At 61.3% G+C, this 13,308-nt stretch carries 11 protein-coding genes, 1 tRNA gene and 1 pseudogene; 3 read left to right on the top strand and 10 right to left on the bottom strand.

Annotated elements, in window-relative coordinates; all coding sequences use genetic code 11:
• Nucleotides 1–4: 4 nt before the first annotated feature.
• The 7 genes from IFT57_RS25675 to IFT57_RS25645 all read right to left on the bottom strand — a co-directional run bounded on the left by IFT57_RS25675 (nt 5) and on the right by IFT57_RS25645 (nt 8,339).
• Entirely contained in the window at nt 5–931 is a 927-nt protein-coding gene (locus IFT57_RS25675) for a glycosyltransferase family 2 protein (protein ID WP_192153106.1), read from the bottom strand.
• Nucleotides 928–2,460 carry a lipopolysaccharide biosynthesis protein gene (locus tag IFT57_RS25670; protein ID WP_192153105.1) on the bottom strand — a complete coding sequence of 511 codons (1,533 nt, stop codon included), beginning with the start codon at nt 2,458–2,460 and terminating at the stop codon, nt 928–930. Before IFT57_RS25670 ends, IFT57_RS25675 begins: the two co-directional genes overlap by 4 nt.
• Nucleotides 2,461–2,506: 46 nt before the next feature.
• On the bottom strand, nt 2,507–3,622 hold the full coding sequence (locus IFT57_RS25665) for a DegT/DnrJ/EryC1/StrS family aminotransferase (RefSeq protein WP_192153104.1): 1,116 nt from the start codon (nt 3,620–3,622) through the stop codon (nt 2,507–2,509).
• Nucleotides 3,623–3,678: 56 nt separating this feature from the next.
• Nucleotides 3,679–4,449, bottom strand: coding sequence for a hypothetical protein (locus IFT57_RS25660; protein WP_122477118.1), 771 nt, complete (start codon nt 4,447–4,449; stop codon nt 3,679–3,681).
• Between the two features lie 756 nt (nt 4,450–5,205).
• Nucleotides 5,206–5,988 carry a carbon-nitrogen hydrolase family protein gene (locus IFT57_RS25655; RefSeq protein WP_192153103.1) on the bottom strand — a complete coding sequence of 261 codons (783 nt, stop codon included), beginning with the start codon at nt 5,986–5,988 and terminating at the stop codon, nt 5,206–5,208.
• A 55-nt stretch (nt 5,989–6,043) separates the two neighbouring features.
• Nucleotides 6,044–7,726, bottom strand: coding sequence for a flavin monoamine oxidase family protein (locus IFT57_RS25650; RefSeq protein ID WP_122800782.1), 1,683 nt, complete (start codon nt 7,724–7,726; stop codon nt 6,044–6,046).
• Between the two features lie 145 nt (nt 7,727–7,871).
• Nucleotides 7,872–8,339, bottom strand: coding sequence for an Lrp/AsnC family transcriptional regulator (locus tag IFT57_RS25645; protein ID WP_122800781.1), 468 nt, complete (start codon nt 8,337–8,339; stop codon nt 7,872–7,874).
• Between the two features lie 346 nt (nt 8,340–8,685).
• On the opposite strand from IFT57_RS25645, the gene IFT57_RS25640 reads away from it, so the two are divergent.
• The 3 genes from IFT57_RS25640 (at nt 8,686) to IFT57_RS25630 (ending at nt 11,677) form a co-directional block, all read left to right on the top strand.
• Nucleotides 8,686–10,122, top strand: a complete 1,437-nt coding sequence (locus tag IFT57_RS25640; protein WP_192153102.1) for a DUF2723 domain-containing protein — start codon at nt 8,686–8,688, stop codon at nt 10,120–10,122.
• Between the two features lie 107 nt (nt 10,123–10,229).
• Nucleotides 10,230–10,481, top strand: a complete 252-nt coding sequence (locus IFT57_RS25635; protein ID WP_192153101.1) for a helix-turn-helix transcriptional regulator — start codon at nt 10,230–10,232, stop codon at nt 10,479–10,481.
• A complete protein-coding gene (locus IFT57_RS25630) occupies nt 10,481–11,677 on the top strand; it encodes a type II toxin-antitoxin system HipA family toxin (RefSeq protein ID WP_192153100.1) in 1,197 nt (398 codons plus the stop codon). The genes IFT57_RS25635 and IFT57_RS25630 overlap by 1 nt, the downstream gene beginning before the upstream one ends.
• 103 nt (nt 11,678–11,780) lie before the next feature.
• Here IFT57_RS25630 and IFT57_RS25625 read toward each other — a convergent pair.
• The 3 genes and pseudogenes from IFT57_RS25625 to IFT57_RS25615 all read right to left on the bottom strand — a co-directional run.
• Nucleotides 11,781–12,128 (bottom strand): annotated as a pseudogene (locus IFT57_RS25625) (nuclease-related domain-containing protein); the annotation flags it as partial.
• A 41-nt stretch (nt 12,129–12,169) separates the two neighbouring features.
• Complete coding sequence (locus tag IFT57_RS25620) at nt 12,170–12,985, bottom strand: formate/nitrite transporter family protein (RefSeq protein WP_192153099.1); 816 nt, start codon at nt 12,983–12,985, stop codon at nt 12,170–12,172.
• A 238-nt stretch (nt 12,986–13,223) separates the two neighbouring features.
• A tRNA-Ile gene (locus IFT57_RS25615) sits at nt 13,224–13,300 on the bottom strand.
• Nucleotides 13,301–13,308: the final 8 nt, after the last annotated feature.

Raw genomic sequence — 13,308 nt, 5'->3', positions numbered from 1 at the left:
GTCTTCAGCCCCTCGCCGCAGCGGGCGTCAGGCGTCGCAGCAGGTTGCGGCTGACGTTGCCCGACACGTGCAGTACGGCCTTGAGCTTCTGTACCGGCCTGATTGCCGCGATGCACATGCCCGACACCTGGACCAGAAAGTGCTCGTAGAGCACCCGGTCGCCCTGACGGAAGTAGTAGTTGGCCAGGCACGCATAGGTGTGCAGGGTCATCTGCAATTTGCTCTGGTTCGGGCGCTGGGAAAAGATCCCACCAGGGTGCAGGCGGTAGCGCGCCGGTGCGATGTCGGCCAGGTACTTGCCCTTGCCGTGGGCACCGAGCATCGACCACCAGCACAGGTCCAGCACGGGTGCCTGTTCCAGCTCCCGGGGCAGCTCGTGCAGCACGTTGCGAAAGCAGGTGGTGAGCGTCGAGATCGGCCGGGTCTTGAGCAGGTCCATGGCGGTGGCATCGGCCTGGTACTTGCCGGTCAGCTGGATCCCCTTGTCACCCTCGCTGTCGAAGGCCATGGCGTCGTGGTAGGTCAGCACGTAGTCGCGGTTGGCTTCGAGGAAATTCACCTGCTTCTGCAGCTTGAGCGGATCGATCCAGTAGTCGTCGCCCTCGCAGTAGGCGATGTACTTGCCCAGCGCCCGGTTGAACAAGGCCGGGAAACACCAGCGGCCCAGTTGGTACTGGTTGTGCTCGTGGAACACCGGCTTGATGATGTTCGGGTACTGCTCGGCGTAGCGGCTGATCACCTGCGTGGTGCCATCGGTGGAAGCGTCGTCGTTGATCAGAATCTCGAAGGCGAACGTGGTGCGTTGCGCCAGGAAACTGTTCAAGGTCTGCTCGATGTACTCGACCTGGTTGTAGGCCGGGCACGTGATCGACAGCAGCGGTTCCTGACCCTCGGGCCAGGTGTGCATGATCTGTTGTTCGGTCCGGTTCATCGTTCGACGCTCGCTCTGCTCAACTTCAGGAAAACCCGCTGGGCCAGTGGTTTGTAGGTCGCTGCCACCAGGGCCAGCGTCAACACGCCGCACAAAGCCAGGGCGGCGAAGATCACCAGGCGGTTGTTGGACCCGCCGGCAATTGCCGTGAACAGCGGATGGGTCAGCAGCACGCCGAGCACGGTGCTCAGGCTGATGCGCAGAATGTCGTGCAGCCATGGCCGGTGCAGGCCGGGCGCCAGGCGCCGATGCACCACTTGCGGCCACAGTGCGAACGACACCAGGCGCAGCAGGAACCAGGTCACGGCCGCGCCCAGGGCGCCAAAGCCGTACACCGCGATGATCATCGCCGGCACACTGATCGCGGCCGAAATCACGCTGTACCAGATGTGCAGGCGCATTTCGCCGTAGGCGTATTGCAGGTGGTACTGGAAAGCACTGACCGCCAGGATGGCGCTGCCCAGGGCGTACCAGAACAGGATCGGTGCGCCCCACTGGGCAGCCTGCGTGTCACCGCTCCAGGCGAACAGCAAGGGTTCGGCATAGAACGCGATGATCGCCGCCAGGGGAAACAGAAAGGTGCTGACGAAGCGGCTGGCACCCAGATACAGGGCATGCATGTCGCTTTCACGGCCTTCGGCGACCTGTACCGTCATGCGTGGCAGCAGGGTCTGCACCAGCGGGTTGATCATCATCATGATGCCGGTGGTCAGCAACGCGACCAGCGAGAAATACCCGTATTCGGCCAGCGGCAGTACCTTGGACAACAGCACCTTGTCCAGCTGGGTCAGAACGATCCACACCACGGCGGTCAGCGAGACACTGGCAGCGAACGGCAGGATCGGTTTCACCAGTGCCCAGTTGAACCCGCTCAAGGGGGTCGGTGCGGGCAGATGGCGGTAGGCCTTGGCGGCGAAGATCAACGTCTCCACCAGCGCCACGAACAGTTGGAATTCGAAGAACACCTGCGCGTCCTGCGACACCCAGGTCACCAGCACCAGGCCGCCGAAGTAGCGCAGGGTGGCGATCACCACGTTGGCGTTGTTCAACCAGGCGTGCATCTCCAGGCCTTGCAGGCCGCTCTTGTACAGGGTGGCGAACAGGCGCAGGCCCACCATCACACCCATCAGGATCACGCAGTTGACGATGGTGCGCGGGTCCAGGGCCTGGGCCTGCAGCCAGTGCGTGGCCATCCAGTCGCTGGCCAGGTAGACGGCCAGCGCGCACACCACGGCCATGGGCAGGAACACCAGCTCGAAGGAGCGCATCAACCAGCCGCCGATGCGCTTGGCCGCAGCGCTGTCGCTGCTGCCCTGGTGATGCGCGATCTGGCGCACCAGCGACGGCGAGACGCCGGCGTCGAGCAGCAGCAGCCAGGCCTGCATCACCGCGTAGAAACCGATCAGGCCGTACGCCTCGGCGCCCAGATGGCTGAGGTAGAACGGCATGATCAAGATGCCGATCACCAGCGCATAGGCCTGGCCCAGGTAGCTGAGGGCGGTGTTGTGGATGACCGAAAGCTTCTTCATCGACGATTGCCCTGGTTGCACGCTTTCAGGCTTTGGTTACGGCGGTTCATACGGCGGCGGCCCATGCAACGGGTTGTGGATAATGCAGCTCGTGGCCGCGCAGCAGGGTATCGATGACCTGATCCTGAGTGGCGCGTGCCAGCCCAGGGTAGATGGGCAGGCACAGCACACGGTCGCTCAAGCTGCGCGACTGGTACTGGACCGCTTGCGGTTGCAGATAGTCCAGGGTATCGAGCGAGGGGTAAAAATAACGTCGTGGGTTGATGCCGTCGGCCTGCAGCGCGGTGCGCATGGCCAGCACCTGGGTTTCGTTCTGCAACGCCACTGGAAAGTAGCTGTAGTTGATCTGGCTGTCGTCGGCCTGACGTTGCAGGTCCAGGTAGCCACCCAGGCGCTGGGTGTAGTAATGACCCATCTCGGCGCGGCGCTCGAGAATGTTGTCGATGTCGTCGAGCACGCTCAGGCCCATGGCTGCGCAGAACTCGTTGAGCTTGGCGTTGGTGCCCAGGCCTTCGATCTTGTCGACGTCGGTGATGCCGAAGTTGCACAGCTTGCGCACACGGGCAGCCACATCGTCGTCGTTGGTGACGATCGCGCCACCCTCGATGGTGTGGAACAGCTTGGTCGCATGAAAGCTCAAGGTGCTGGCATCGCCCCAGTTGAAGACCGATTGGCCGGCCTGTTTCACGGCGAAGGCGTGGGCGCCGTCATACACCACCTTGAGGCGGTACTGGCGGGCAATGGCTTCGATGCGTTCCACCGCGCAAGGGTTGCCGAACACATGAGTGGCAACGATGGCGCTGGTGTCGGGCTGCAGGCTGGCTGGAATCTGCTCGGGGTCGATGTTCCAGGTGTGCGGGTCGATGTCGGCGAACACCGGGCGAATGCCTTCCCAGTGCAGCGAGCTGCTGGTGGCCACGAAGCTGAACGGGGTGGTCACGGCGCTGCCGGACAGGCCCAGGGCGCGGTAGGCGACTTGCAGTGCCAGGGTGCCGTTGTTGGTCAGGATCAGGTGGCGCACGCCCAGGTAATCCTTGAGGCGCTCCTCCAGCTCGCAGCACAGCGGACCGTGGTTGGTCAGCCAGTGGGACTCGTAGATACGGTCCACATAGGCCTTGAACTTGTCGATGTCGCCCAGATAGGACTTGGTTACGTTGATCATTTGCTGCTCCCTGGCTGCTCGCCATTCCCCGAAGTGTCCAACACGGTGTTGTCCGCTCAGGACGCCTGACTTTTGCTGCGAGCGACTGCGCGGCGAGCGCGGTGCTGATTGAGCCGCAGGATCATCCGCGTCGTCAGACTGCCGGCATGCGGGTCACCGTAGTGGAACAGCGCGGTGGCGCGACGGTGCGCCGGATCGCATGGCTGGTTGGCATGCAGCGAGCGATAGCCCCAGAAGAAATACACATTGCCTGGCTTCATGCGCAGCAACAGCGGCTTGAGCCAGCCACGCTCAATGCACCAGCCCATCAGGCGGCGGCACAGCGGGTTCTGATACACGACCTTCTCGACGGCGTTGAACAGCACGCTGCCACGCACGCGGCGCAGGTTGGGAAACAGCACCAGATCCCCGCGGTCCTTGCCCTGGTCGGGAATGAAGATCGGCACCAACATGGTCAGCAGGGTGGCGTCGAAGTGAAACGCGTTGGATTCTTTCAAGCCACTGTGGCCCTGCACGCACCGCAGCACCGGGAACACCTGGTCGCTGGGGGCCGCATGGCCCTGGCCCTGCTCGTGAAGGCGCGCCAGGTGCTGGCGGAATTCGCTCGACACCGCCGTGGCGGCCAATCGGCTGCCCACGAGTGGCGCATTGCCATGATACGCGAAATATTGGTTGTTATGGCGCGCAGCCTGGTCATCCACATAGGCACGAAGTTCTTCCAGCACGTAGGGCGCCAAGGCGTTTTCCAGTACGGCATAGCCCTGTTCGTTCATATCGGCCGCCAGGCGGCGCGACGTGCTTTCATCCAGGTTGAACAAATGTGGCATGAGGAAGAACCCTCCTTGGACACGCGATTGATTGAACGCCATAACTAACGTTCTATATGTTTGGGCAAAGCTACCGCCCGGTTCGTACTCGACGATCCCTTGAACTTGCGACTTCCAACTTCGTTTGCACGCAACGACCGCGTACTGCAATGAACCTGGCTGACTGCACACGCCAGAACACGCAGCGCGGACCGGTCATCAAAGTCAGCGCCTGCGAGGCAATACGGGGTAGTGGGTCGAATGTGCGCGGCGCTCTTTGGCACCACTGCAACTGCTGTGTTGGCGGCAGATGGGTGATATATCGGCTTTGGCAGGGGGACTGTCAATCGCTTTCGTCAAAAATAGTGCACTGGCTAGAATGTGTTCGTAAGAATTACTTAACCGTATGATTTGCATCAGAATTTATTTCTGGCGCTGGCATATTGCTGCTTAATTGCGGGTTTCTGACGTTTTCCGCACGCCAATCCACTGCACGGCTCGCGAACCCGCACAGCGCCTGGGCTCAGCCGTTCCGCAAGCGCGGAGGAACCTCGAAATCCCTACGGAAGCCGACTATTTAATGTCGTCAAAAAAAAACCATCATGGAGGTAGGAGCACCTCTATGATGGTTTATTGACATCACTGGCCAAGCGCCATTTCTTCCGCACAAACACCTGGAACTCCGTAGGAGCGGTCAGCGGCCGCGAAAAAACCCCGCGGTGTATCAGATACGCTCCGGTATGCCTCTCGCGGCCAATCACCGCTCCCAAGGCTGATTCAATAAAGCTCCGGCCGCCTGTCGTTCAAATAGGTAAAGGCAGTGCGCGCCGATGCCAGCGTGGCTTTGTCCAACGTACCCACGATCAACGCTTCGTCTCGGCTGGCCTTGGCAATCTGCTGCCCATCCGCCCCGGCAATGCTGCTCAACCCGCAGTACTCGAATTCCGCCTCCTTGCCGCAGTAGTTGGCATACGCCACGTAACACTGGTTCTCGAAAGCCCGGCTGCGCACGGTCACCTCGGCAATGAAACCGTAGGGCACCATGTTGGCCGTGGGCACCAGAATCAGTTCGGCCCCGGCGGCCGCCAGCCGGCGGGCATTCTCCGGAAACTCCAGGTCGTAGCAGATCAACAGGCCCAGCTTCCAGCCATTGAACTCGAGCAGCGCGGGCGCCTGTGCGCCTGCGCTGAACATGGCGCGATCGGCGTCGCCGAACAGGTGTGTCTTGCGGTAGTTGCCCAGGCGCGCACCGGTGCGGTCAATCAATTGCACCGCGTTGTACACGTTGCCCTGTTCATCCAGTTCGGGGTAGCCGTACAAAATGGCCAGGCCGAATTGCCGGGCGATCTGCGCGACCTGCTCGGCGTTGGCGCCGTCACTGGCCTGCGCCAGGGTGCGCGCCGCCTCCGCGCCGATGTTGTAGCCGCTCAGGAACATCTCCGGCAGTACCAGCAGTTCGACTTCCCACTGTGCGGCCTCGCGGGCGCGCGCCTGCAGACGGGCAAGGTTGCCCTCGACGTCGAGCGGTTGGGACTGGCATTGGTACAAGGCTATGCGCATGCGGGCTCCTTTTGTGATCAAGTCTGCTGATCAAGTGTGGCGATCAAGGGCACGGTCAATCCGACAGGGCAATGGGCCCCAGTTCGTCGAAAACATCCCCCGGCCCAGGGTTCTCCGGGTGAGTGTAGCCATCGAAGTGGGTCATGATGCCCCACACCGCATTCAGTGACGTCTGAACCGCGCCTTCGACCCAGGCAGGCGTCCACGACACGTCGTCACCGGCGATGAAGATACCGCGTTGTGCATCTGGCAGCGCGCTTTGCATAAAGTGCGCATACATGCGCTGGTTGTAACGGTAGTGACCCGGCAGCGCGCCCTTGAACGCGCCAAGGAAGTAAGGGTCCGCTTCCCACGACACGGTGATCGGATCGCCGATGATGCGCGCGGCGATATCCACCTTCGGATAGATCTTCTTCAAGGCGTCCAGCGCCAGCTTGACGCGCTTCTCCACGGGGTGAGGCAGCATCTTCAAGGCATCGCTCATCCACGCATACGACAGGCAGATCACCCCTGGCTTGTCGTCGCCATGGTCGAACAGGTAGGTGCCGCGGGTCAGGCGGTCGGTGAGGGTCATGCTCATCAGGTCGCGGCCGGTCTCCGGGTCCTTGTCCTTCCAGAAGGGCCGGTCGACCATGACGAAGGTCTTCGAAGACTGCATGTAGCGGGTACGGTCCAGCGCCATCCACATCTTCTGTGAGAACAGCGTCTCCTCGCATTCGATCTGGGTGGTCAGCAGCCAGCTCTGGCAGGTGGTCAGCACAGCGGCGTAGTGGCGGGTGTCGTCCCAGTGATCGGTCACCGCAAAGCGGCCATCGGCGGCGCGGGCGATCTTCTTCACCCCGCCGCGCGGCGCGCCCCGGTGCAGTGAAGCCAGGCTGGTGCCGGCCGGCCAGTGAGCACAGCGTTCGGGCGCATGCTTCCACAAGCCCAGCGGCACCTGCTCCACGCCGCCGATCACCAGATGCTGGTGATCGTCGCAGTTGGTCATCACCACGCGGAAGATTTCCAGCATCGAGTTGGGAAAGTCCGAATCCCAGCCGCCGGTGCCGAAACCGACCTGGCCAAACACCTCGCGGTGGTGGAATGACAACTGCGCAAAGGCCTTGGACGTGGCCACGAAATCATAGAAGGTGCGGTCGTCCCACAACGGCACCAGGGTGTTCCACAGTTCCTTGAGGCGCGGCACGTCGCGATCGCGGATCGCCTGCTGGATATCACCGAAACGTGCGCCTTCCTCCAGTGCATCGGCCCAGGCGTCGGCCACTTCCTGAAACAGCGCCGGCAGGTCGGCCAGGGTCTGGGCGTAGTAGGTCTCGCCCTCCAGATCGATCACGGTACTGCCCGACGCCGGCGTCAGCGGGTTGGGAAAGGGCTTGGTCTTCAGGCCGAGCTTGTCGACGTAGTGGTAGAACGCCGTGGACGAAACCGGAAAGCGCATCCCGCCCAGCTCGGCAACGATCTCCTCGGTGCCCTCGAACTTCTGCGAGCGCAGGCGCCCGCCCATTTTCGAGGCTTCATAGACCACCGGCCGCAGGCCCAGCTTCATCAGCTCGTAGGCCGCCACCAGCCCGGCGATACCGGCGCCGACGATGGCCACCTCGGCCCCATGATGATGCTCGGGAATCACGCCCAGCCCGGCCGGATGCTCGATCCAGTCGTCGAAAGCAAAGGGAAAGTCCGGGCCGAAAACGGTGACGGGCTTCTTGCCGTCGGCGGGGTGACGCGAAGTTGGGCTCATGGGGGGACCTTGGCTGAGGCTGAACGAGGAAAAGGCACGTTCATTCTAGGCAAGGGCGCTGTGGTAAATAAGACGCAAAGTGTCGTCGATATGACGTTTTATCGGTCGAATGGATGTGTCTACGCTGCATTGTGCCTGCTTGCGCTCAACCCCGGCGGTCTACCTTGTTGCTGAGGATGATCGAGGTCGTGGTTTTCTCCACCCCGTCGACGCTGCCGATCTGGTCCAGCAACTCATCCAGCTGTTCCGGCGAATCGGTACGCAGCCAGGCCACGTAATCGAACTCGCCACTGACGGCGCACAGTTGCTGCACCTGCGCCATGCCACTCAGGCGCCGTACCACTTCCTTGCCGGAGCGCGGCTGCACGGTGATGCCGACGTAGGCCTGCAGGCCGCCATCCAGTGCGTGCTGCCCCAGCCGTACCCCGTACCCGCTGATGACCCCGCAGCTTTCCAGCCGCGCCAGCCGCGCGGTGACCGTGGTACGTGCGATGCCCAGGCCGCGAGCGAGCATCGCCACGCTTTCGCGGGCATTGATCTGCAGGGCGGCGATCAGTTGGCGGTCTATGGCATCCAGGGCAAACGAGTGGCGGTCGGACAAAACAGGCTCCATCAGTGAGTGGGCATGCGTCGATTAGGCCATTGATCGGCGCCGTGCTCAAAGCAATGTTGCCAATGACGCTTTTTCAAATGATTCAGAGCCTTTTGTTCCGCACTCTGCAGTTGAACGGAAAGTTTGACGCGACTTGTCGAAAGTGTGCGCAAACTTGTTGTTTCTGGCGTCAGGCGAACGGCAGGCCGAGTGCGGTGGATTGATTAAATTGAAGTGGCAAAACTATTAATCTCTCTATAGTTCGCCTCGCGATAGTTCACGCATCAACTCTATTTCCATTCATACCCTCACCGAACGACTCGCTGCTCGTGGCCCCCACGGAGCAAGGAACAGGAGAACAAGGAGCATGAGTTCAACCCGTGGCACGCACAGGCCGACCGTCGTGGCCGGCCTGATGCTGGCGTGCGCCGTGATCGCCAGCTTCCTGGCCGCCAGCGGTCCGGTGCAGTGGATGGACAACGGCCTGATGTTGGCCGACGCCGCGCAAGGCCCGTTCTTCAGCGAGTCCCTGGGACCGGTGAGCCACCCGCTCTACGCGCTCATCGCTCGTGTCGTTCATGCGCTGCTGGGCATGCACCTGCTCAGCCTGCTCAACGCCATCCTGTTGCTGCCACTGGCCGTGGTCGTCCACGGCCTGGCGGTCAGTGTCGGCACCCCACGTCACCTGGCGCTGCTGGCGGCAACCGCCACCGTGCTGGCCCACGCTGTGTTCTGGGCCTCTACCAAAGCCGAACCCTACGTGCTGCATGCCGTGCTGATCATCGGTACCTACTGGCTGTGCTTCGCCGCACCGGTGCGACTCGGTGCCACCGGCCGCCTGCTGGCCATCGGCGCGCTCAGCGGCCTCGCCTTGGCGATTCATCCGCTAACACTGGTGGTGCTGCTGCCGTTGTATGTGCAACTGGCCGTGCAACACAAGCTGCGCCTGCTGCTGGTGCTGCCCGGCATCGCCCTGGGTTTTGCGCCGGCCTGGCCTGCCGTGATCAGCGACCTGGGCACTGGCATGAGCCTGTTCGACATCACCCGCCGTTACCTGGCAGGCCCCGACCAACTGGCGATCATCGCCGGCGGCCGCAACGATACGCTCTGGCGTTTCGACGACATGTGGCACGAGAAAAACGCCGTGGTGCTGCTGGCGTTGTCGCTGATCGGCCCGCAAATCCTCGGTCTCATCCTGTGGCCGAAAACCCGCGCGCTGCAGGTGCTCTGGGCAGCGCTGCTGCTCAACTTCCTGTTCGCCGTGTCCTACGGCGTATTCGACCGCTTCACCCTGTTCCTGCCGGGCATCGCCCTGGCCAGCATCCTCGGCGTGGTCCACCTGGCCAGATACCTTCCTGGCAGCCGAATCGGCACGGCCGTCGTCTACCTGTCGGTATTGGCGGGGCCGGTGGCCATGCTGTCGATGTGGGGGCTGTACGCCAACGGCTGGGTCAAGCTGCCGACCCATACCGAAGCCCTGCCGTTTCGCAACGACATCCGCTACTACCTGGTGCCCTACCTGCAAGACCGCTCCGCGCACCAGTTCGCCCGCGCCTACGAAACCCTGGTGCCGCCCGGCGCCCTGGTCGTCGCCGACACCACCCCACTGGGCGCCCTGCGCTCCGCCCAGGCCAACGGCGCGCTGCGCGGCCGGATCCTCCAAGGCTGCGAACAGAGCACCAACATCCCGCCTTACCTGAACGGCGCCGGCGCCTTCCTGCCGCGCACCAGCTTCTGCGGCAATATTGGCGAGCAGTTCACGTTGCAGGAAAATTTGCTGGGGTTTCGTTTGCAGGCCAAGTGAGGGTTTCTGGAAAACTTGAAGCGCTGCACTTTCTACAGCGCACGGCTTTATTTTCGTGCAGGTTCGGTATACGTTACATTGATCTCACTTTGTCACGTATACAAAACATGGACTACGAGCTCATCACGACTCGCCTGGGCAAGCAGATCAGGCAACGGCGTCTCAATCGTGGAATGACACAAGCCAGGCTCGCCGAGCTGGCCCGCGTCACGCGGCAGAAGGTCATTGCCATCGAGAAGGGCGATCTTTCGGTTGGGATGACCGCCTATGCGCGGGTGATCGGCGCTCTGGGCTGCGAATTGACGGTTACACCTGCCGTGTTGCCCACGCTGGATGAAATTCACGGGATATTTGATTGATGCCGACTCTACTGCAGGTTTCAACCCCGGAAGGAGAGAGCGGAAGAGTGCTACGCAGCGAAGATGACTACATCTTCCGCTATCGCGATGACGCTAGTGCCCACAGGGCGATCAGTTTGCTCATGCCCCCGCGAATGGATGAATATCGCCATCGCGAACTTCATCCCATCTTCCAGATGAATCTGCCTGAGGGTTATGTGCTGGAGCAGTTGCGCAATCGCCTGGCCAAGGTGACAAACGTCGATCCAATGCTACTCCTGGCACTTTCAGGCAGCAGTTCGCCCATCGGGCGAGTCGCAGTCAACTCGCCGGAAGTCGATGCGCTGTTGCAACGCCAACAGTTCCCCGGAGAAAGGCTGGATGAGATCCTCGCCTGGGATGGTGCAGAGGACATCTTCGCCGGCCTGGTCGATCGCTACATCCTGCGTGCCGGCATCTCAGGGGTGCAACCCAAGGTGCTGGTACCTGAGCATCAAAATCACGCGCCGCAGCGATTCACCTCGAAAACGTCCGAACTGATAATCAAGAGCGGCCGAGATGAATTCCCTGGCCTGGCGATCAACGAGTTTCTCTGCATGTCCGTGGCCAAGGCTTCTGGAATCGTCGTGCCGGAATTCTACCTGTCCGATAACACCAAACTATTCGTCATGCGCCGCTTCGATCGGGACGAGCAGCTCAACCCCATTGGCTTCGAGGACATGACAGCCCTCATGGGCCTGGCTGCCGAGCAGAAGTACAGCAAGAGCTACTCGGCCATTGCGAAAGCCATCCGCCTTTACTGCGCGCAAGACCACGTACAGCATTCCTTGGCACAGCTATTCGCTATCGTGACCCTCAGCTGCATCCTCGGCAACGGCGACGCCCACCTGAAAAACTTCGGGTTGCTTTACTCCAATCCCGCCAAAGGCGATGCACGCCTCGCACCCGCCTACGACATCGTCAACACCACGGCCTATATCCCCGACGACGTACTGGCACTGAATTTGATCGGCAACAAATCACTGTTTGCCTCACGTCAGGGGCTGCTGGATTTCGCGCAGGTCTGTGGCGTGGAGCGGCCTGAAGAGATTATTCGGGGGCAATTGCAGGCGTTGGAAGAGGTGTTGGCCTGCTCGGGTGAGGTGGCGGAGCAAGCGGGGCATATTGTCGCTGCAATACAGCGCAGTGCCGATCCATTCAGGCAAACATTTGGGTAACTCGCCGTTATTAGGTGCGGAGTTTAGGGGAGGGCAGCACCCTAGAGACTCTGCATAACTCGACACCTGGGAAAGGCCGAACACCCCCGGAATTGCTGACCGACATTGGCTCCTGTTTGAAGCTGCGCCTGGGAAACTTCTGCGTCCACTGCGCCTGTTGTTCGGTGCCGAAAATCCAGCCGCTCATGTTCTTCGTTTCCAGCACGAAAATGCCATGGACCGAGAGAAACACGTGATCGATCTGCGTGGTGCCGTCAGGCGTATTCAGGGTGACGTTGTGCAGGCGGCGATAGGTGTGTTGGTCCAGTTGCCAGCGTGCAAACAGGCGTACCAGCAGCTCACCGATATGACCCTTGGCCCACGGCGATTTGAACAGCGTGATGAGGAGCAGGAGCGGAAGCGCCCAGCTCAGCATGCCCCAGAGCTGGGCGATGACAGGTGTGAAGTCCATTTCGCAACCTTGATGACAGTACCAACGCCAGCATAGCTGGATTATTTCTGCGTTCGCGCACCACTGGCCGTGGCTGACGCTTCGGAGCCGGTTGCCGTCTTGAAGTACGCCACATGATAGGCCAGCCCGACGAAGACGGCGCCTCCCACGGCGTTACCCAAGAATACCGGAACGAAGTTATCGGCGAACTGCGCCCAGCTCAAGGCCCCGGCAAAGATCGCCGCCGGTATGACGAACATATTGGCGACCACGTGCTGGAAGCCGATCGCCACGAAGGCCATCACCGGAAACCACATGCCAACCACCTTGCCGACCACATCCTTGCTCGCGTAGCTGAGCCACACCGCCAGGCACACCAACCAATTGCAGCCAATACCGGAAATGAAAGCCTGCTCGAAGCTGGCCGACACCTTGGCATTGGCGATGGCCACGGTCTTGGCCATGAACGCACCTTCAGTCAAGCCCACCAGACGCCCAAAGAAATAGGCGACAAACAGCGCGCCGATCAGGTTGGCCACGGTCACCAACAGCCAGTTGCGCACCAGTTGACCCAGACCAATACGCCCAGCGAACAGCGCCATGGGCAGGCTCATCATGTTGCCGGTCAGCAACTCCCCGCCGGCCAGCACCACCAGAATCAGCCCGATGGGAAACACCACGGCGCCCAGCAGGTTACCCAGTGAAGCCCAATCCTTGGGGATCATCGCGCTGACATGAATATCGAGAAGAAATCCGAAAGCGATGAACGCGCCTGCCAGAAATCCCAGGATCATCAGCGATGAGGTATTCAGGTGGGCCTTCTTGACACCGCTTTCGACGGTAATTTCGGCTATTTGCTGCGGGGTATTCAAAGACATTAGGGGCTCGTGCGTGATCGTTGACTGAGCATGCGGATAAGCTCAGGCGGTGCGCGCATCTGTCGCACCGGTCGGGTACGTTACGGAGAGGGGCGGGAAATGGCCAATCGGCTGTTTTGATGGGGTGATTGAGGGAGTTGATGGGGCCCGAAAATGCGTGCCTCTGGACCACCGGGCGGAGTCCGTGATGAACCCTTTCAAAAACAAAAAAGCCGCGCAAAGCGCGGCTCTCGAATCTTGGTGGGCCCAGTAGGACTCGAACCTACGACCAAGGGATTATGAGTCCCCTGCTCTAACCAACTGAGCTATAGGCCCCAGAAGGC

It is taken from the genome of Pseudomonas sp. CFBP 13719 (assembly GCF_014842095.1).
Taxonomy (GTDB): Bacteria; Pseudomonadota; Gammaproteobacteria; order Pseudomonadales; family Pseudomonadaceae; genus Aquipseudomonas.
The sequence above is the reverse complement of the archived record's forward strand: the minus strand, read 5'-3'. Positions and strand labels throughout refer to the sequence as shown.